The organism is Pseudomonas sp. KD5, assembly GCF_012932895.1.
Lineage (GTDB): Bacteria > Pseudomonadota > Gammaproteobacteria > Pseudomonadales > Pseudomonadaceae > Aquipseudomonas.
The window spans coordinates 367,567-387,234 of sequence record NZ_JDWJ01000006.1; the positions used below are offsets into that span (position 1 = coordinate 367,567).

Below are 19,668 nucleotides of genomic sequence, written 5' to 3' on the forward strand. Positions count from 1 at the left end.
TAAAAAGCCGCCTGTTTTAGGCGGCTTTTTAATTGAAACATTTACGCTTGCGGACGCATGTGCGGGAACAGGATCACGTCGCGGATCGACGGTGAGTTGGTCAGCAACATCACCAGACGGTCGATGCCGATCCCTTCGCCAGCCGTTGGCGGCATGCCGTACTCCAGCGCGCGAACGAAGTCGGCGTCGTAGTGCATGGCTTCGTCGTCGCCGGCATCCTTGTCGGCCACCTGCGCCATGAAGCGCTCGGCCTGGTCTTCCGCGTCGTTCAACTCGGAGTAGGCGTTGGCGATTTCACGGCCGCCGATGAACAGTTCGAAACGGTCGGTGACGCTCGGGTTCTCGTCGTTACGACGGGCCAGCGGCGACACTTCGAACGGGTACTGGGTAATGAAGTGCGGCTGTTCCAGCTTGTGCTCGACCAGTTCTTCGAAAATCATCACCTGCAGTTTGCCCAGGCCTTCGAAGCCGAGCACCTTGGCGCCGGCCTTCTTGGCGATGGCGCGGGCCTTGTCGATGTCGTTCAGGTCGGCAGCGGTCAGTTCCGGGTTGTACTTGAGGATCGAGTCGAACACCGACAGGCGCACGAACGGCTCGCCGAAGTGGAACACCTTGTCGCCGTAAGGCACGTCGGTGCTGCCCAGAACCAGCTGCGCCAGTTCGCGGAACAGTTCCTCGGTCAGGTCCATGTTGTCTTCGTAGTCAGCGTGGGCCTGGTAGAACTCGAGCATGGTGAACTCGGGGTTGTGCCGGGTCGAAACGCCTTCGTTACGGAAGTTGCGGTTGATTTCGAAGACTTTCTCGAAGCCCCCAACAACAAGCCGCTTGAGGTACAGCTCCGGCGCGATACGCAGGAACATCTGCATATCCAGCGCGTTGTGGTGAGTTTCGAACGGCTTGGCCGCCGCACCACCCGGAATGGTTTGCAGCATCGGCGTTTCGACTTCCAGGAAGTCACGCTTCATCAGGAAGCTGCGGATGTGCGCAATCACTTGCGAACGCACGCGGAAGGTCTGGCGCACGTCTTCGTTGACGATCAGGTCGACGTAACGCTGGCGGTAGCGCTGCTCGGTGTCGGACAGGCCGTGGTGCTTGTCCGGCAGAGGGCGCAGGGATTTGGTCAGCAGGCGCACGTTGGTCATTTCAACGTACAGGTCGCCCTTGCCGGAACGGGCCAGGGTGCCTTCGGCGGCAATGATGTCGCCCAGGTCCCAGGTTTTCACCGCTGCCAGGGTTTCTTCGGACAGGGTTTTACGGTTGACGTAAACCTGGATGCGCCCGGACATGTCCTGAATCACCATGAACGAGCCACGGTTGAGCATGAGACGACCGGCAACCTTGACCGGGATCGCAGCCTCTGCCAGCTCTTCCTTGGTCTTGTCCGCGTACTTCTTCTGCAAGTCTTCGCAGTAGGCGTCGCGGCGGAAGTCGTTGGGGAAGGCCTGGCCCTTGGCGCGCTCGGCAGCAAGCTTTTCCTTGCGCAGGGCGATCAGGGAGTTTTCTTCCTGTTGCAGGGCTTGCGGGTCGAGTTGTAGGTCGCTCATGTCTTTAAATATTCCATCAGGTTCGTTGCCCCGGCCTTCGGCCGGGGATCGCTGGCAAGCCAGCTCCTACAGGGATCGCGCTGTATCAGGCGATCCTGTATTGCACGTCTTACAGCCCTTGTTTCAGGCTCGCCACCAGGTATTCGTCGATGTCGCCGTCGAGCACCTTGTCGCAGTCGCTGCGTTCGATGTTGGTGCGCAGATCCTTGATCCGCGAGGCATCGAGCACGTACGAACGGATCTGGTGACCCCAGCCGATGTCCGACTTGGTGTCTTCCAGAGCCTGGGAGGCGGCGTTGCGTTTCTGCACTTCCTGCTCGTACAAGCGCGCCCGCAACATTTTCATCGCGGTGTCTTTGTTGGCGTGCTGGGAGCGTTCGTTCTGGCAGCTGACCACGGTGTTGGTCGGTACGTGAGTAATCCGTACGGCCGAGTCGGTGGTGTTTACGTGCTGACCACCGGCACCGGAGGAGCGGTAGGTGTCGATGCGCAGGTCCGACGGGTTGATGTCGATTTCGATGTTGTCATCGATTTCCGGCGATACGAACACGGCCGAGAACGAGGTGTGACGACGGTTGCCGGAGTCGAACGGGCTCTTACGCACCAGACGGTGCACGCCGATTTCGGTACGCAGCCAGCCAAAGGCGTATTCACCCTTGATGTGCACGGTCGCACCTTTGATACCGGCGACTTCACCGGCCGACAATTCCATGATGGTCGCGTCGAAACCGCGTTTATCCGCCCAGCGCAGGTACATGCGCAGCAGGATGTTGGCCCAGTCCTGGGCCTCGGTACCGCCGGAACCGGCCTGGATGTCCAGGTAGGCGTTGTTCTGGTCCATCTCGCCGCTGAACATGCGACGGAATTCGAGCTTCTCGAGGGCTTCGCGCAAGCGCTCCACTTCAAGGGCTACGTCGTCGACGGCGGCCTGGTCTTCTTCCTCGGCAGACATCAACAGCAGGTCCTTGGCATCGGCCAGACCGCTGGACATTTCATCGAGGGTTTCTACGATCTGGGCCAGCGCAGAGCGCTCGCGACCCAGGTTCTGAGCGTACTCAGGGTTGTTCCAGACACTCGGATCTTCAAGCTCGCGATTGACTTCGGTCAGACGCTCATGCTTTTGATCGTAGTCAAAGATACCCCCGAATAGTTTCGGAGCGCTCGGACAGGTCCTTGATACTGTTAAGGATCGGGTTGATTTCCATGGCGGGCAGCACTCGTTGGCGAACTTTTGAAAGCCGGCGAGTATAACGTAATCACGCTGTCAAGGCAGCCCGCCTGGCGGCTTTAGGGGCAAATGAACCTGCCGGTTCATTCTATTCCCACCTGATTGCGCCCATTGTTCTTCGCCAGGTACAGCCCCTTGTCCGCCGCCGAGATCAATTGCCGGCAGTCGCTGCCCGGCTGCGGGATCACGGTCGACAGGCCGATACTGATGGTCAGGCACGAACCTTCGGTCGGGAAAACGTGCGGAATCTTCAATCCGACCACGGTCTGGCGCAGTTTTTCCGCCACCAGCCGCGCACCGCCCGGCGAGGTGTTGGGCAAGACCAGGACGAACTCTTCGCCGCCGTAACGGGCCGGCAGGTCCGATGGCCTGGCGCTGGCGTCGCGAATGGCCATGGCGACTTTGCGCAGGGCTTCATCGCCTTCGAGGTGGCCAAAACTGTCGTTGTAGGACTTGAAATAGTCGACATCAATCATCAGCAACGACAATTGCGTCTGGTCACGCAACGAACGCCGCCACTCCAGTTCCAGGTATTCGTCGAAGTGCCGACGGTTCGACAGCCCGGTCAGGCCGTCGGAGTTCATCAAGCGTTGCAGCACCAGGTTGGTGTCGAGCAACTGTTGCTGGCTGACCCGCAACGCACGGTACGCCGCGTCACGCTGCAGCAGGGTCATGTAGGAGCGCGAGTGATAGCGGATGCGCGCCACCAGTTCGATGTTGTCCGGCAGCTTGACCAGGTAATCGTTGGCCCCGGCGGCAAACGCCGCGCTCTTGATCAGCGGGTCTTCCTTGGTCGACAGGACAATGATCGGAATATCCTTGGTCGCCGGGTGATTACGGTATTCGCGCACCAGGCTCAGGCCGTCGAGGCCGGGCATGACCAGGTCCTGAAGGATCACCGTCGGCTTGATGCGGATCGCCTGGGCGATGGCCTGGTGCGGGTCGGCGCAGAAGTGGAAGTCGATGTTCTCTTCGTTCGACAGACCACGGCGCACCGCCTCGCCGATCATCGCCTGATCGTCCACCAACAACACCATGGCGGCGTTTTCGTCGGTTTTGAAGTCGTCGAGCTGTAATTCATTCATGTGCGGTCACCTGAGTACTGCTTGGGCCACGATTGCTGCTAATGATAGTCATTTTTGGAAAATCTCCAGCAAACGTGGCGCTATCTTGTCCAGTGGGCGGATTTCCACGGCAGCGTCGATGGCTGCGGCCGCCTTGGGCATTCCGTACACGGCACTGCTGTTCTGGTCCTGAGCGATGGTCAGGTAGCCCTGTTGGCGCATGAGTTTAAGCCCCTGGGCGCCGTCACGCCCCATACCGGTCAGTAGAACGCCCACGGCATCACCGCTCCAGTAATTGGCCACACTCTCGAAAAACACATCGATCGAAGGCCGATAGATCTCGTTGACCGGTTCGGCGGTGTAGGCCAGCGTGCCGTTTTTCAGCAAGCGGATATGGTGATTGGTACCGGCCAGCAGGATCGTGCCGCTTTGTGGCGGTTCGCCTTCCTGGGCCAGGCGCACGTCCAGGCCGCTGGCGCTGGCCAGCCATTCGGCCATGCCGGCGGCGAACACCTGATCCACATGCTGGACCAGCACGATAGCCGCCGAAAAATCCCGGGGCAGGCCCTTGAGCAGCACTTCCAGCGCCGCCGGCCCGCCAGCGGATGAACCGATCGCCACCAGGCGCTGGCGCGAGGCCGAGTGGCGGTGCGGGCTCGGTGTCGATCGCTCCCGATTGCTGTGGTCACCGATCAACCAGCCAATATTGAGGATCTTGCGCAGCAGCGGCGCAGCGGCTTCCTGAGGGTTACCAGCGCCCAGCGCCGGGGTATCGACCACATCAAGCGCGCCGTAGCCCATGGCTTCGAACACCCGGTGCACGTTCTGCTGGCGGTCGACGGTGACGATGACGATCGCGCACGGGGTCTCGGCCATGATCCGCCGGGTCGCTTCCACGCCGTCCATCAATGGCATGATCAAATCCATCAGGATCAGATCCGGAGTGTATTCGGCGCAACGTTGCACCGCCTCCGCCCCGTTGCTGGCGACCCAGACCACCTCGTGCGCCGGTTCGAACGCCAGGGCGCGGCGCAAAGCCTCTACCGCCATGGGCATGTCGTTGACGATGGCGATTTTCATGTGCGCGCCCCTCCAATGAGCTCAACGACTGCATCCAGTAAGGCGTCATCATGAAAACTGGCCTTGGCTAGATAATAGTCGGCGCCGGCGTCCAGTCCACGACGACGGTCTTCTTCGCGGTCCTTGTAGGACACCACCATCACCGGCAGCGATTGCAGGCGATTGTCGCGACGCAATAAAGACACCAGCTCGATGCCGTCCATGCGCGGCATGTCGATGTCGGTGATCAGCAGATCGAAATCCTCCGAACGCAGGGCATTCCAGCCATCCATACCGTCCACCGCCACGGCGACGTCGTAGCCGCGATTGAGCAGCAACTTGCGCTGCAACTCACGAACGGTCAGCGAATCGTCTACCACCAGAATCCGTTTGCGCGCGGCTTCAACGGCCTGATTGGCGTGCCGGGCAATGCGCTCCAGACGCCCGGTATTGAGCAGTTTGTCCACCGAACGCAGCATGTCTTCGACGTCGACGATCAGCACCACCGAGCCGTCGTCGAGCAAAGCCCCGGCGGAAATGTCCTGTACCTTGCCCAGACGCTCGTCCAGCGGCAGCACCACCAGCGTCCGCTCGCCGATAAACCGCTCGACCGCCACCCCGTAGATCGCCTCGCGCTCGCGGATGACCACGACTTTGAGGGTCTGCGCGCTGTTCTGGCTCGCCGGCCGATGCAATAGCTGACTGGCGGCGACCAGCCCGACATGCCGGCCTTCGTACCAAAAGTGCTGCCGGCCTTCGACCTGCACGATGTCTTCCGGCTCCAGGTCGCACATGCGCTCGATGTGCGCCAGCGGGAAGGCATACGCCTCGTCACCGACTTCCACCACCAGGCTGCGCACCACCGACAGCGTCTGCGGCACTTCAAGATGGAAACGACTGCCCGCGCCCGCTGTCTGCTCCAGCACCACGGCGCCGCGCAACTGCCGGACCATGTGCTGAACCGCATCCAGCCCGACGCCGCGCCCGGAGACTTCGGTGACCGTGTCGCGCAGGCTGAAACCCGGCAGAAACAGGAACGTCAGCAGCTCTTCTTCGCTCAATTGCGCGGCAGTCTCGGCTGGGGATAACTGCCGCTCGACGATCGTGCGGCGGACCTTTTCCAGGTCGACGCCATTGCCATCATCGCTCAGTTCCAGCACCAACAGACCGGCCTGATGGGAGGCTCGCAAACGGATCACGCCTTCCTCCGGCTTGCCCGCCAAGCGTCGCTGTTCCGGGGTTTCGATGCCGTGATCCACCGCATTGCGCAGCAGGTGTGTCAGCGGTGCTTCGAGTTTTTCCAGTACGTCGCGGTCGACTTGGGTCTTGTCGCCCTCGATCTCCAGCCGCACCTGTTTGCCAAGGTTGCGCCCAAGATCGCGGACCATGCGCACTTGACCGCTCAGCACGTCGGCGAACGGCCGCATGCGACAGGCCAGCGCGGTGTCATACAACACCTGTGCGCGCTGACTGGCGTGCCAGGCGAACTCGTCCAGTTCAGCGTTTTTTTCCACCAGTAATTGCTGGGACTCGGCCAGCAATCGGCGGGCATCGCCCAAGGCTTCCTGGGCTTCGAGGCTCAAGGCATGGTCCTTGAGATGAACGTTGAGGCTTTCCAGCGCCCGCAGGCCATTGCTCTGCATGCGTTTAAGGCGCTGCATGGTGGCCAGGTGCGGCTTGAGGCGCTGGGTTTCCACCAGGGATTTACTCGACAGGTCGAGCAGGCTATTCAAGCGCTCGGCCGTGACGCGCAATACACGCTCGCCAGTGTCGGTGGTGCGCTTGGTCTTGGACGCAGGCTCGGCGGGCTCTGCCTGGGGTGTTTCAATGAGTGTGTCGACGGGTGTTTCGGCAGCACGACCGGGCGGCTCGACCCTGGGTGTCGGCGGTTCGAGCTGAGGTTCTGCCATCGGCAGCGCGATGGGGGCAACCGTCGCCATGTGTTCAAGCAGCCGTCCCATCAAGACGACATAAGCGTCGATATCCGCAGGCGCCGGAGCATTGTTCGGCGTCGCAATCCGCATCAGCAGATCGGTGCCCTGTAACAGCGCATCAATGTGTTCGGGTCGCAGGTACAGGCGCCCTTCCTGGGCGCTGACCAGGTAATCCTCCATCACATGGGCAACACTGACCCCGGCATCGACGCCGACAATTCGCGCCGCGCCCTTGAGCGAATGGGCCGCGCGCATGCACGACTCGAGGTAATCGGCCTGGGTCGGATCGCGCTCCAGCGCCAGCAGACCGGCGCTCAGCACCAGGGTCTGGGCCTCGGCTTCCAGGCTGAACAGCTCCAGCAAAGAGGCGTCACGCATTTGGTCGGGGGTCATGTGAGGCTCCGGGTCACGGCAGACAGCAGCTGCTCTTCATCCAGCCAACGCAGGCTGCGACCTTTGAATGGCAAGACTCCGCGGGTGTATTTGGCGCTGGCCTGGGTGCCGGACTGGGACGCGGCATCGAGAATGCGCTCGTCGATGGCGTGAATCCCGTCCACTTCGTCCACCGGCACCACTACCGGCCCGCCGTGGGCGGCGATGATCAGCATCCGCGGCGTTACCCGCGCACCAGGCGCCACGCCACTGGTGTCGTCGAGCCCCAACAGCTCCACCAAAGACAGGCACGCCACCAAGGCACCGCGCACATTCGCCACGCCGAGCAATGCCCGGGAACGCTGGTGCGGCAAGGAATGGATCGCTTGCAGCGGCGCCACTTCGACCAGGCTGCGAGTGGCCAGGCCCAGCCACTCTTCGCCGAGGCGAAACATCAGTAGCGAGCGGGTTTTCACCTCACTCTCGGCCACCGTGGAGATTTGCCCACGGTCGCCCTGCGACAAGGCGTAACGGTCGAGCAAGCGCGTGGCGGCAGCCGAATACACCGCGCAATTGCGGCAATGAATGTGCTCGCTCAGCAGCGGGCAGGACTGGTCGCCGTGGATACCGATGCGGTTCCAGCAGTCGTCGATGGCCTGGGCATCTTCATGGGTGACGCTCAAGGTGTCGGAGGCGTTCATCGTTTACGCTCACTGTCAGCGGCGCGCTCGCTGCGGGCGGCGCGGGCCTGCAATCGTCTGGCACCCGCCGTGTCGCCCTGGGATTGCAGCAAGGCCGCCAGGTGCATCAACGCGTCGGGGTGTTGCGGTTCGAGGTACAACGCCTTGCGATAAAACCCCTGGGCCTCCAGGGCACTGCCGGCGACATCGCTGAGCAGCCCCAGCCAATAGAACACTTGGGCCACCGGTTCGTGACTGCGCAAATAACTTTCGCACGCGGCGCGGGCCTCGGCACTTTTGCCTTCATTGGCCAGCGCGGCGATATTCGCCAACAGCGTGGCGGCGTCCGAAGAAGTGGCCGAAGGGATGGCGGCAGCCCGAGGCATCGGCACGACCGTCGCAAAAGGCCGACTGCGCACAGGCGGCGGAGTCATGCTGCGCAACGGTTGCTGCACGGGCAGCGACATCGGCGCGAAGGTCGCAAGCGGCTCGAGCGCGCTCTGGCGACTGAAGGCAAACGACTGCGGGATACCGATCGAGCGCATGCCGAAACGGCCGAGCAGACTGCCCTCGGCCGGGCCGATAAACAGCACGCCGTCGACGTGAGTCAGGCGCTTGAGCACTTCGAACACTTGCTGCTGGGTCGGCTGGTCGAAATAAATCAGCAGGTTGCGACAGAACACGAAGTCATAGGGCGGCTCGTTGACCAGCAAGGTCGGATCCAGCAGGTTACCGACCTGTAGACGCACCTGTTCGAGCACGCGCCCGTTGAGGCGATAGTTATCGTGTTCAGCGGTGAAATGGCGCTCGCGAAACTCGATGTCCTGGCCACGAAACGAATTCTTGCCGTACAGCGCGAGCCTGGCCTTTTCCACCGACAGCGGGCTGACGTCCATGCCGTCGACCTTGAACTGGTGCGGCGCCAGCCCGGCATCAAGCAATGCCATGGCGATCGAGTACGGTTCTTCGCCGGTAGAACACGGCAAGCTGAGAATCCGCAGGGCGCGCATGTTGTTGATCGCTGCCAGCCGCTTGGCCGCCAGTTTCGCCAGCGTGGCGAAGGATTCCGGGTAACGGAAAAACCAGGTTTCGGGGACGATCACCGCTTCAATCAGCGCCTGCTGTTCGTCACGCGAACCCAACAACGTGTGCCAATACTCATCGGCCGTCAGCGCCCGAACCGCCGTGATGCGCTGGCGCACCGCGCGCTCGATGATCGCCGGGCCGACCGAGCCGACATCCAGGCCGATACGTTCCTTGAGGAAATCGAAAAACCGTTGATCGCTGCTCATCCCTGCTCCTCAAACTGCGCCAGGTCCAGCGGCGGCGAGGGAAACAATAAGGCGCGAACCTGTGCATCCAGTAAATCGGCAACCCGCACCCATTGCAGCAGACCCTGGGCATCTTCGCGCACCGGGCCGAGGTACGGCGCCTGGCGATTGTCCAGGCCATAAGGCTGAAAGTCCGCCGGGTTGCAGCGCAACGTGTCGGTGACCTGCTCCAGAATCAGCCCGAGCAATTGCGCAGGCCTCGCCTCATCCGGCCGATAGTGCACCAACACCAGCCGCGTGCTGGTGCGGGCCTGGGCCGGTTGGCCAAACGTCAGCGCGCTGAGGTCGATCACCGGCACCACCGCGCCACGATAGGCGAACACCCCCGCCACCCAGTCCGGCGCCCGGGGAATGGGCTTCAACGGCAGTTGCGGCAGTACTTCAGCCACCTCAATGGCCTGCAAGGCGTAGCGCTCATTGCCGATGCGGAACACCAGAAACAACGACTGCTTCGCCGGCATCGCCACGCCGCGCCTGGCCGTAAGTTCGCTCATCAGACTTTGAATCGCGAGACACCGCCACGCAGCCCCACGGCCACCTGGCTCAGTTCGTCGATGGCGAAACTGGCCTGGCGCAAGGACTCAACCGTCTGGCTGCTGGCATCGCCCAACTGCACCAGCGCGTGGTTGATCTGCTCGGCGCCGGTGGCCTGAGCCTGCATGCCTTCGTTGACCATCAACACCCGCGGCGCCAGCGCCTGAACCTGATGAATGATCTGCGACAGCTGCTCGCCCACCTGCTGCACCTCGGACATGCCGCGGCGCACTTCCTCAGAGAACTTGTCCATGCCCATGACCCCGGCCGACACCGCCGACTGGATCTCGCGCACCATCTGCTCGATGTCGTAGGTGGCCACGGCGGTCTGGTCTGCCAGACGTCGCACTTCGGTGGCGACCACGGCAAACCCGCGACCATACTCGCCGGCCTTCTCGGCTTCGATCGCGGCGTTCAGGGACAACAGGTTGGTCTGGTCGGCGACTTTGACGATGGTCACCACCACCTGGTTGATGTTGCCGGCCTTCTCATTGAGGATCGCCAGTTTGGCATTCACCAGATCTGCCGCGCCCATCACCGAGTGCATGGTGTCTTCCATGCGCGCCAGGCCTTGCTGACCAGAACCGGCCAGCACCGAAGCCTGGTCGGCGGCGGTGGAGACTTCGGTCATGGTGCGCACCAGGTCGCGCGAGGTGGCGGCAATTTCACGGGACGTCGCACCGATTTCGGTGGTGGTGGCCGCGGTTTCGGTGGCGGTGGCCTGTTGCTGTTTGGAGGTCGCGGCGATTTCCGTGACCGACGTGGTGACCTGCACCGAGGAGCGCTGGGCCTGGGACACCAACGAGGTGAGTTCGGTCATCATGTCGTTGAAGCCGGTTTCCACCGCGCCGAACTCGTCCTTGCGATCAAGATTCAGGCGACTGCTGAGATCGCCAGTGCGCATGACTTCGAGGATATCCACAATGCGATTCATCGGTGCCATGATCGCGCGCATCAGCAGCAGGCCGCAGAGGCCGGCGACGATGATTGCCACCAGCAAAGAGACGCCCATGCTGATTTTGGCGGCCGTCACCGCGTCACTGATGGCCAGTGTGGATTGTTCAGCCAGAGCGTGATTATTTTCAAGAAGGCTGTTCAATTGCTTGCGCCCATTGACCCAGGCCGGCGTCAGTTTTTGCTCCAGGGCAAGAACCGCCTGGTCGTACTCTTTGCGCTGATAGAGATCGAGAACGTTGGTCATTTCTTTGTTGTAGAGCTGATGACGCACTTCGAACTCGTCGAACAGGACCTGGTCGTCCTTCGTGAAAATGGTTTTGCGGTAGTTGGCTATTTGCTCGTTCAAGCGCTCTTCGAAGCTTTTGTACATGGTCTGGTCGGCGACGGTCATTTCGCGATGCCCGGAAAGGCCGACAAGCTGTTGGGTGAGGTTAAAACTGTCGACCCACGCACCGCGGATCATCGAACTGAAATACACCCCCGGGACCGCATCGGTGCGGACCGATTCTGCGCCGGCGTCGATCTTCATCAGCCGAGAAAAAGACACCACAACCATCAGCAGCATGATCGCGATAATTACCGCAAAGCTCGCCAAAATGCGTTGGCGCAACGTCCAGTTCTTCACAGTCAGTCCTCGGTGCGGATCAAATTGCGGGGGAGTATAGCTGAGGGCGATGTTTCATTTATAAGACGCTGAGCATCGTTTCTCATCCCGCCAATAAAAAGCACGGATTCGGTAGAAACATCACATCCCGCATTGGAAATTTGTCGACCGTGACATCGGGCACTAGTCTGGATAAACCCATGACACAGCCCGGCCTCAGTCAGCCTCCCACAAAGCGCACTACGCTAATAACAAGCCACTCGTGGCGAACTACCCCGTTCAACGCTGTCCCGACCCTAATTAAAGAAGAGGGAAACCCCATGTTCGAACACAAGACCGCACTGCTCAGTGCAATCGCCACGGCGCTTCTGGCCAGCGCCAGCCTGCAGGCCGCCGAACCGCTGAAAGCCGTCGGTGCCGGCGAAGGTCAGCTGGATATCGTTGCCTGGCCCGGCTATATCGAACGGGGCGAAAGCGACAAGGCTTACGACTGGGTCAGCGCTTTCGAGAAGGAAACCGGCTGCAAGGTCAACGTCAAGACGGCCGGCACGTCCGATGAAATGGTCAGCCTGATGGCCAAGGGCGGTTACGACCTGGTGACGGCGTCCGGCGATGCCTCCCTGCGCTTGATCGCCGGCAAGCGCGTCCAGCCGATCAACACCGCATTGATCCCCAACTGGAAGAATCTCGATCCGCGCCTGAAGGATGGGCCGTGGTACGTGGTCGACAAGCAAACCTATGGCACCCCGTACCAATGGGGGCCGAATGTGCTCATGTACAACACCAACGTGTTCAAACAGCCGCCGACCAGTTGGAGCGTGATACTCGAAGAGCAGAAACTGCCCGACGGCAAATCCAACAAAGGCCGCGTGCAGGCGTATGACGGCCCGATCTACATCGCGGACGCGGCGCTGTACCTGAAAACCGCCAAGCCGGAACTGGGCATCAAAGACCCTTACCTGCTCGACGAAAAACAGTACAAGGCCGTTCTCGACCTGCTGCGCGCCCAGCAAAAGTTGATTCACCGCTACTGGCACGACACCACCGTGCAGATGAGTGATTTCAAGAACGAAGGCGTGGTGGCCTCCAGTTCCTGGCCGTATCAGGTCAACGGCCTGATGAACGAGAAACAGCCAGTCGCCTCGACCATCCCCAAAGAAGGCGCCACCGGGTGGGCCGACACCACCATGATGCACGCCGAAGCCAAGCACCCGAACTGTGCCTATAAGTGGATGGACTGGTCGCTGACGCCGAAGGTCCAGGGCGATGTGTCCGCCTGGTTCGGCTCGCTGCCGGCGGTTCCGGCGGCGTGCAAGGCAAGCGAACTGTTGGGGGCCGAGGGGTGCAAGACCAACGGTTTCGACCAGTTTGACAAGATCGCCTTCTGGAAAACCCCGCAGGCTGAGGGTGGCAAGTACGTGCCATATAGCCGTTGGACCCAGGACTACATCGCAATTATGGGAGGCAGGTAATACACCGCCTCTTGTGGCGAGGGAACTTTGTGGCGAGGGGGCTTGCCCCCGTTGGGTGGCGAAGCCGCCCTGGAACCAGTCACCGCGGTCTAGCAGATAAACCGCGCTCTCCTTTTCAGGGCTGCTACGCAGCCCAATGGGGCGGTGCGGCGGTCCGACAAGCCCCCTCGCCACAGTGAGCATTCCAGCTAAAAAAGCACACCGATTCAGCTTTTTCAGAAGTCCAGGCAGGGGCCGCTGTGATGGGCCCCGCTTTTTGGGAGCACCGTATCCATGACGCTTGCAGTCCAGTTCACCAACGTTTCCCGTCAGTTCGGTGAGGTGAAGGCCGTTGACCGGGTTTCCATCGACATCCAGGACGGCGAGTTCTTTTCCCTGCTGGGCCCTTCTGGCTCGGGTAAAACCACCTGCCTGCGCCTGATCGCCGGTTTCGAACAGCCGAGCACCGGCTCCATCCGCATCCATGGCTTGGAGGCCGCCGGGCTGCCGCCGTATCAGCGCGACGTGAACACCGTGTTCCAGGATTACGCGCTGTTCCCACACATGAACGTACTCGACAACGTCGCCTACGGCTTGAAAGTCAAAGGCGTCGGCAAGAGCGAACGCCACAAACGTGCCGAAGAAGCCCTCGACATGGTGGCCCTCAACGGCTACGGCGAGCGCAAACCGGTGCAGCTGTCGGGCGGCCAACGCCAGCGTGTGGCCCTGGCTCGCGCGCTGGTCAATCGCCCTCGCGTGTTGTTGCTCGACGAACCACTCGGGGCGCTGGACCTGAAGCTGCGCGAGCAAATGCAAGGCGAACTGAAGAAGCTGCAACGTCAGCTCGGCATCACCTTTATCTTCGTCACCCACGACCAGACCGAAGCGTTGTCGATGTCCGACCGCGTGGCGGTGTTCAACAAAGGGCGCATCGAGCAGGTCGACACGCCACGCCACCTCTATATGAAACCGACAACCACCTTCGTCGCCGAATTCGTCGGCACGTCCAATGTGATACGCGGTGATCTGGCCCGGCAGTTGAGCGGCAATCCTCAGCCGTTTTCGATCCGCCCGGAACACGTGCGTTTCGCCGAAGGGCCGCTGGCCAGCCATGAAATAGAAGTCAGCGGCCTGCTCCACGACATCCAGTACCAGGGCAGCGCCACCCGCTATGAACTGAAACTGGAAAACGGCCAGACCCTGAACATCAGCCAAGCCAACGTCCAGTGGCTGGACGTCAGTGCGCAACATCAGCCCGGGCAACGCGTCAGCGCTCGCTGGGCGCGCGAGGCGATGATTGCGCTGCACGACAATGTTGTAGGCGGGGTATGAGATGGACAGCGTGATCTCTCGCACCCCGGCCAACGGCTCGCCGCTGCGCCGGTTTTCCAACCTGCTGTACCGGCGACCGAACCTGTATCTGTCGCTGCTGCTGGTGCCGCCGTTGCTGTGGTTTGGCGCGATCTACCTCGGATCGCTGCTGACCCTGCTGTGGCAAGGCTTCTACACCTTCGATGACTTCACCATGACGGTCACCCCCGACCTGACCCTGGCGAACTTCGCAGCGCTGTTCCAGCCATCTAACTTCGACATCATCCTGCGCACCCTAAGCATGGCCATCGTCGTGTCGATCGCCAGTGCAATCGTGGCCTTCCCGATCGCCTACTACATGGCGCGCTACACCAGCGGCAACACCAAGGCGTTTTTCTACATCGCGGTGATGATGCCGATGTGGGCCAGTTACATCGTCAAGGCTTATGCCTGGACCTTGCTGCTGGCCAAGGGCGGCGTGGCCCAGTGGTTCGTTCAGTACCTGAACCTGGAGCCGGTGTTGCAGTTCGTACTCGGGATGCCGGGAGTGGGTGGCAGCACCCTGTCGACCTCGCACCTGGGGCGGTTCATGGTGTTTGTCTATATTTGGCTGCCGTTCATGATCCTGCCGATCCAGGCGTCACTGGAACGCCTGCCGCCGTCCTTGCTGCAAGCTTCGGCGGACCTGGGCGCCAAGCCGCGTCAGACCTTCATGCAAGTGATTCTGCCGCTGTCGATTCCGGGGATCGCGGCAGGTTCGATTTTCACGTTTTCACTGACGCTGGGCGATTTCATCGTGCCGCAACTGGTGGGCCCGCCGGGCTACTTCGTCGGCAGCATGGTCTACGCCCAGCAAGGGGCGATCGGCAACATGCCGATGGCGGCGGCCTTCACGCTGGTGCCGATCGTGCTGATCGCCATTTACCTGTCCATCGTCAAACGCCTGGGGGCCTTCGATGCGCTCTGACGCTTCTTCTCAAGACCGGGCATCCCTGGGCCTGCGCATCGCCGCCTGGGGCGGGTTGCTGTTCTTGCACTTCCCGATCCTGATCATCTTCCTCTATGCCTTCAACACCGAAGACGCGGCGTTCAGCTTTCCGCCCAAGGGCTTCACCCTGAAGTGGATCGCCGTGGCGTTCTCGCGGCCCGACGTACTGGAGGCGATCAAGCTGTCGCTGCAGATCGCCGCCATCGCCACGCTGATTGCGTTGATCCTCGGCACCCTCGCCTCGGCGGCGTTGTACCGGCGGGACTTCTTCGGCAAGCAGGGCATCTCGCTGATGCTGATCCTGCCGATCGCATTGCCGGGGATCATCACCGGGATCGCGCTGCTGGCGACCTTCAAGACGCTGGGGATCGAGCCGGGGGTATTCACCATCGTGATCGGTCACGCGACCTTCTGCGTGGTGATCGTCTACAACAACGTCATCGCCCGATTGCGCCGCACGTCCTACAGTTTGATCGAAGCCTCGATGGACCTCGGCGCCGACGGCTGGCAGACCTTCCGCTACATCGTCCTGCCGAACCTCGGCTCGGCGTTGCTGGCTGGCGGCATGCTGGCGTTTGCCCTGTCGTTCGACGAAATCATCGTCACCACCTTCACCGCCGGGCACGAACGCACCTTGCCGCTGTGGCTGCTCAACCAGCTCAGCCGCCCACGGGACGTGCCGGTGACCAACGTCGTGGCGATGCTGGTCATGATGGTGACCATGTTGCCGATTCTCGGCGCGTATTACCTGACCCGTGGTGGGGAGAGTGTCGCCGGTAGCGGCGGAAAATAACTGACCACTGGAAACCGGATCCTGTGGGAGCAGGGGCCAGTTCCCACAAAAAGAAAACAACAGCTTCGGAGGATAAAGCCATGCAAACCAAACTCTTGATCAATGGCCAACTGGTCGCTGGGGACGGCCCCGCCCAAGCCGTGTTCAACCCGGCCCTCGGTCGTGTACTGGTGGAAATCAACGAAGCCAGCGAAGCCCAGGTCGACGCCGCCGTGCGCGCCGCCGATAGCGCCTTTGAAGGCTGGTCGCAAACCACACCGAAAGAACGCTCGCTGTTGCTGCTCAAACTCGCCGACATCATCGAAGCCCATGGCGAAGAGCTGGCCAAACTGGAGTCGGACAACTGCGGCAAACCCTACAGCGCCGCGCTGAACGACGAGATCCCGGCGATTGCCGACGTGTTCCGATTCTTCGCCGGGGCCAGCCGTTGCATGGGTGGCGCGCTGGGGGGTGAATACTTGCACGGCCACACCTCGATGATCCGCCGCGACCCAGTGGGCGTGATTGCCTCCATCGCGCCATGGAACTACCCGCTGATGATGCTCGCCTGGAAAGTCGCCCCGGCCCTGGCCGCCGGTAATACCGTGGTGCTCAAGCCGTCGGAACAAACCCCGCTGACCGCCCTGCGCCTGGCAGAACTGGCGTCGGAGATTTTCCCGGCGGGTGTGCTTAACCTGGTGTTCGGTCGTGGTCCTACCGTTGGCACCCCACTGGTCACCCACCCGAAAGTGCGCATGGTGTCGCTGACCGGCTCCATCGCTACCGGCTCGAATATCATTTCCAGCACCGCCGGCAGCGTCAAACGCATGCACATGGAACTGGGCGGCAAGGCGCCGGTGATCATCTTCGACGATGCCGACATCGACGCCGCCGTGGAAGGTATTCGCACCTTCGGTTTCTACAACGCCGGCCAGGACTGCACTGCCGCTTGCCGCATCTACGCTCAGGCAGGCATCTACGACACCTTCGTCGAGAAGCTCGGCGCCGCGGTCAGCAGCCTCAAGTACGGCTTGCAGGATGATCCATCGACGGAGCTTGGCCCATTGATCAGCGCCCAACATCGTGACCGCGTGACCGGGTTTGTCGAGCGGGCCATGGCGCAACCGCACATTCGTTTGATCACCGGCGGCAAGCCAGTGGAGGGCAATGGCTTCTTCTTTGAACCGACGGTGCTGGCCGACGCACAACAGGACGATGAGATCGTGCGCCGCGAAGTATTCGGGCCGGTGGTATCGGTGACCCGATTCACCGATGAAGCGCAGGCCCTGGCCTGGGCCAACGACTCGGAGTACGGCCTGGCATCGTCAGTCTGGACCGCAGATGTCGGCCGCGCCCATCGCCTGTCTGCACGCCTGCAGTACGGCTGCACCTGGGTGAACACCCACTTCATGCTGGTCAGCGAAATGCCGCACGGTGGCCAGAAACTGTCCGGTTATGGCAAGGACATGTCCATGTATGGGTTGGAGGATTACACGGTTGTGCGGCATGTGATGTTCAAGCATTAAAAGCGAAAAGATCGCGGCCTGCGGCAGTTCTCCTGTAAGCGCTGCCGCAGGCCGCGATCTTTTGCTCAACGGACAAAGCCTTTACACCTCAAAACCGCGAAACACTCCTCATCGCATCCACCAGATAGCGCATCGCAATCCGGTCACTCTCCGACAGCTCGCGATAGCGCTCCACCAACTTCAACTCCTCCGAACTGAGCCGACGCCTTCGCCGCCCGGTGGCCAGGCAGGGAAAGAGTCCTAACATTTCAGTGATGCCTTGTACTTTCGACATGGACGATGTCCTTCTAAACGTCAGAGAAAACTGCAAAACCGCATCGCCCTATCACTTTCAGCGGTCGTCTTGTGTGCACTGAACCCACCGGCCTGAAGGGCCGAAACCGGTCATGTCCATAGAATAGAAATTAAATCGGCACTGAGAAGTGGTTTTTAGAGTAATTAGTCGAAAAAAGCAGATATGCCCTATAAATCAGAAAGCGCTGTGAGAAACGTTACCTGACATGTCTTGTTTCATTGCCACGCTGTCGCAGTGCTATCAATCATTTTTGCTCTGCAACTGAACGGTTTAAGCTTATTGGCATCTGCTCTAAAGTCCGTTGCGTTTGGCCGAAGGCATGTCCGAACCGTTATTTCTGATCCAGCACGTGCCAGGAACGGCGCGGGATTGTTCACGACAGGTTGTACTTATGCACCGCAGGAATTTGCTCAAAGCGTCCATGGCCATCGCGGCTTACACCGGTCTCTCGGCCACCGGCCTGCTGGCCGCAAACGCCTGGGCCGGCAGTGGCACTGCCGATGGCGACGCCCAGGCGTTCGACTTCGAAGCGCTGAAGAGCCAAGCCAAACAGCTCGCCGGCAAGCCGTATCAGGACACCAAACAGGTGCTGCCGCCGACGCTGGCAACCATGACGCCGCAGAACTTCAACGCGATCCGCTACGACGGCAATCACTCACTGTGGAAGGATCTGAAAGGTCAGCTGGACGTGCAGTTCTTCCACGTCGGCATGGGTTTCAAGCAGCCGGTGCGCATGTACAGCGTCGACCCCAAGACTCGACTGGCGCGCGAGGTGCATTTCCGCCCGTCGCTGTTCAATTATGAAAAAACCACCGTCGATACCCAGCAGCTCAAGGGCGACCTGGGCTTTTCCGGGTTCAAGCTGTTCAAGGCCCCGGAGCTGGATCAGCACGACGTCTTGTCGTTCCTCGGCGCCAGCTATTTCCGTGCGGTAGACGCCACCGGCCAGTACGGTTTGTCGGCCCGCGGCCTGGCAATCGACACCTACGCCAAGAAGCGTGAAGAATTCCCGGATTTCACCAAATTCTGGTTCGAGACACCGGACAAGGACAGCACCCGTTTCGTGGTGTACGCCCTGCTCGATTCGCCGAGCGCCACCGGTGCCTACCGTTTTGACATCGATTGCCAGGCCGAGCGCGTGGTGATGGAAGTCGACGCCCACGTCAATGCCCGCACCGCCATCGAGCAACTGGGTATCGCACCGATGACCAGCATGTTCAGTTGCGGCACCCACGAGCGCCGTATGTGCGACACCATTCACCCGCAAATCCACGACTCCGATCGCCTGGCCATGTGGCGCGGCAACGGCGAGTGGATCTGCCGTCCGCTGAACAACCCGGCCACCCTGCAATTCAACGCCTTCGCCGACACCGACCCGAAAGGCTTTGGTCTGGTGCAGACCGACCATGAATTCGACAGTTATCAGGACACCGTCGACTGGTACAGCAAGCGCCCGAGCCTGTGGGTAGAACCGACAACCGCGTGGGGCGAAGGCTCTATCGATTTGCTGGAGATTCCTACGACCGGCGAAACCCTGGACAACATCGTCGCGTTCTGGACGCCGAAGAAACCGGTCGCCGCCGGTGATTCCCTGAACTACGGCTACAAGCTCTACTGGAGCGCCCTGCCACCGACGGGTACGCCGCTGGCACGGGTCAACGCGACCCGTTCGGGCATGGGCGGCTTTGTCGAAGGCTGGGCACCGGGTGAGCATTATCCCGAAGTCTGGGCACGCCGCTTTGCCGTGGACTTCACCGGCGGCGGGCTGGACCGCTTGCCCGAAGGTGCGGGGATCGAACCGGTGGTGACCTGCTCGAACGGTCAGGTGAAGGATTTCAACGTGCTGGTGCTCGATGACATCAAGGGCTACCGAATCACCTTTGACTGGTACCCGACCAATGACAGCGTGGCGCCGGTGGAGCTGCGGTTGTTCATTCGCACCAATGACCGCACGTTGAGTGAAACCTGGCTGTACCAGTATTTCCCGCCGGCGCCGGATAAGCGCAAGTACACCTGAT

At 61.2% G+C, this 19,668-nt stretch carries 16 protein-coding genes; 6 read left to right on the forward strand and 10 right to left on the reverse strand.

Translation table 11 applies throughout. From position 1 onward, the window contains the following. Positions 1–41 precede the first annotated feature (41 nt). The 9 genes from lysS to AF70_RS16070 all read right to left on the reverse strand — a co-directional run bounded on the left by lysS (position 42) and on the right by AF70_RS16070 (position 11,328). The gene (gene lysS / locus AF70_RS16030) at positions 42–1,544 is read right to left on the reverse strand and encodes a lysine--tRNA ligase (protein ID WP_019581612.1); all 1,503 of its coding nucleotides are present in this window, start codon (positions 1,542–1,544) and stop codon (positions 42–44) included. Positions 1,545–1,653: 109 nt separating this feature from the next. Beyond that, a protein-coding gene (prfB, locus tag AF70_RS16035) for a peptide chain release factor 2 (RefSeq protein ID WP_096481021.1) occupies positions 1,654–2,749 on the reverse strand; the annotation gives its coding sequence in 2 pieces (ribosomal slippage) (positions 1,654–2,676 and positions 2,678–2,749; 1,095 coding nt in all). Positions 2,750–2,855: 106 nt separating this feature from the next. Continuing rightward, positions 2,856–3,857, reverse strand: a complete 1,002-nt coding sequence (locus tag AF70_RS16040; RefSeq protein ID WP_028939494.1) for a PleD family two-component system response regulator — start codon at positions 3,855–3,857, stop codon at positions 2,856–2,858. A 48-nt stretch (positions 3,858–3,905) separates the two neighbouring features. Then, complete coding sequence (locus AF70_RS16045) at positions 3,906–4,916, reverse strand: chemotaxis response regulator protein-glutamate methylesterase (RefSeq protein WP_028939495.1); 1,011 nt, start codon at positions 4,914–4,916, stop codon at positions 3,906–3,908. Beyond that, complete coding sequence (locus tag AF70_RS16050; protein ID WP_028939496.1) at positions 4,913–7,222, reverse strand: hybrid sensor histidine kinase/response regulator; 2,310 nt, start codon at positions 7,220–7,222, stop codon at positions 4,913–4,915. Before AF70_RS16050 ends, AF70_RS16045 begins: the two co-directional genes overlap by 4 nt. Next, positions 7,219–7,902 carry a chemotaxis protein CheW gene (locus tag AF70_RS16055; protein WP_028939497.1) on the reverse strand — a complete coding sequence of 228 codons (684 nt, stop codon included), beginning with the start codon at positions 7,900–7,902 and terminating at the stop codon, positions 7,219–7,221. The genes AF70_RS16050 and AF70_RS16055 overlap by 4 nt, the downstream gene beginning before the upstream one ends. Beyond that, complete coding sequence (locus AF70_RS16060; protein WP_019581617.1) at positions 7,899–9,173, reverse strand: protein-glutamate O-methyltransferase CheR; 1,275 nt, start codon at positions 9,171–9,173, stop codon at positions 7,899–7,901. The genes AF70_RS16055 and AF70_RS16060 overlap by 4 nt, the downstream gene beginning before the upstream one ends. Next, the gene (locus tag AF70_RS16065; protein ID WP_019581618.1) at positions 9,170–9,706 is read right to left on the reverse strand and encodes a chemotaxis protein CheW; all 537 of its coding nucleotides are present in this window, start codon (positions 9,704–9,706) and stop codon (positions 9,170–9,172) included. The genes AF70_RS16060 and AF70_RS16065 overlap by 4 nt, the downstream gene beginning before the upstream one ends. Next, positions 9,706–11,328: a methyl-accepting chemotaxis protein gene (locus tag AF70_RS16070; RefSeq protein WP_019581619.1), complete on the reverse strand. Its 1,623-nt coding sequence runs from the start codon at positions 11,326–11,328 to the stop codon at positions 9,706–9,708. Before AF70_RS16070 ends, AF70_RS16065 begins: the two co-directional genes overlap by 1 nt. A 299-nt stretch (positions 11,329–11,627) precedes the next feature. Between AF70_RS16070 and ydcS the strand changes: the two genes are divergently transcribed. The 5 genes from ydcS to AF70_RS16095 all read left to right on the forward strand — a co-directional run bounded on the left by ydcS (position 11,628) and on the right by AF70_RS16095 (position 17,355). Then, positions 11,628–12,779 (forward strand): putative ABC transporter substrate-binding protein YdcS, encoded by a 1,152-nt coding sequence (gene ydcS, locus AF70_RS16075; protein ID WP_018926690.1) that lies wholly within the window; start codon positions 11,628–11,630, stop codon positions 12,777–12,779. Between the two features lie 273 nt (positions 12,780–13,052). Then, on the forward strand, positions 13,053–14,090 hold the full coding sequence (locus AF70_RS16080; protein WP_028939498.1) for an ABC transporter ATP-binding protein: 1,038 nt from the start codon (positions 13,053–13,055) through the stop codon (positions 14,088–14,090). Between the two features lies 1 nt (position 14,091). Further along, complete coding sequence (locus AF70_RS16085) at positions 14,092–15,036, forward strand: ABC transporter permease (RefSeq protein WP_019581622.1); 945 nt, start codon at positions 14,092–14,094, stop codon at positions 15,034–15,036. Next, positions 15,026–15,850, forward strand: a complete 825-nt coding sequence (locus AF70_RS16090; protein WP_019581623.1) for an ABC transporter permease — start codon at positions 15,026–15,028, stop codon at positions 15,848–15,850. Before AF70_RS16085 ends, AF70_RS16090 begins: the two co-directional genes overlap by 11 nt. An 80-nt stretch (positions 15,851–15,930) precedes the next feature. Beyond that, on the forward strand, positions 15,931–17,355 hold the full coding sequence (locus tag AF70_RS16095; protein WP_019581624.1) for a gamma-aminobutyraldehyde dehydrogenase: 1,425 nt from the start codon (positions 15,931–15,933) through the stop codon (positions 17,353–17,355). Positions 17,356–17,443: 88 nt separating this feature from the next. Here the strand turns inward: AF70_RS16095 and AF70_RS16100 are convergent, their stop codons facing one another. After that, on the reverse strand, positions 17,444–17,629 hold the full coding sequence (locus tag AF70_RS16100) for a hypothetical protein (RefSeq protein WP_007940616.1): 186 nt from the start codon (positions 17,627–17,629) through the stop codon (positions 17,444–17,446). 412 nt (positions 17,630–18,041) lie between these two features. Here AF70_RS16100 and AF70_RS16105 point away from each other — a divergent pair, with 412 nt between their 5' ends. Further along, entirely contained in the window at positions 18,042–19,667 is a 1,626-nt protein-coding gene (locus AF70_RS16105) for a glucan biosynthesis protein D (protein ID WP_019581625.1), read from the forward strand. Position 19,668: the final 1 nt, after the last annotated feature.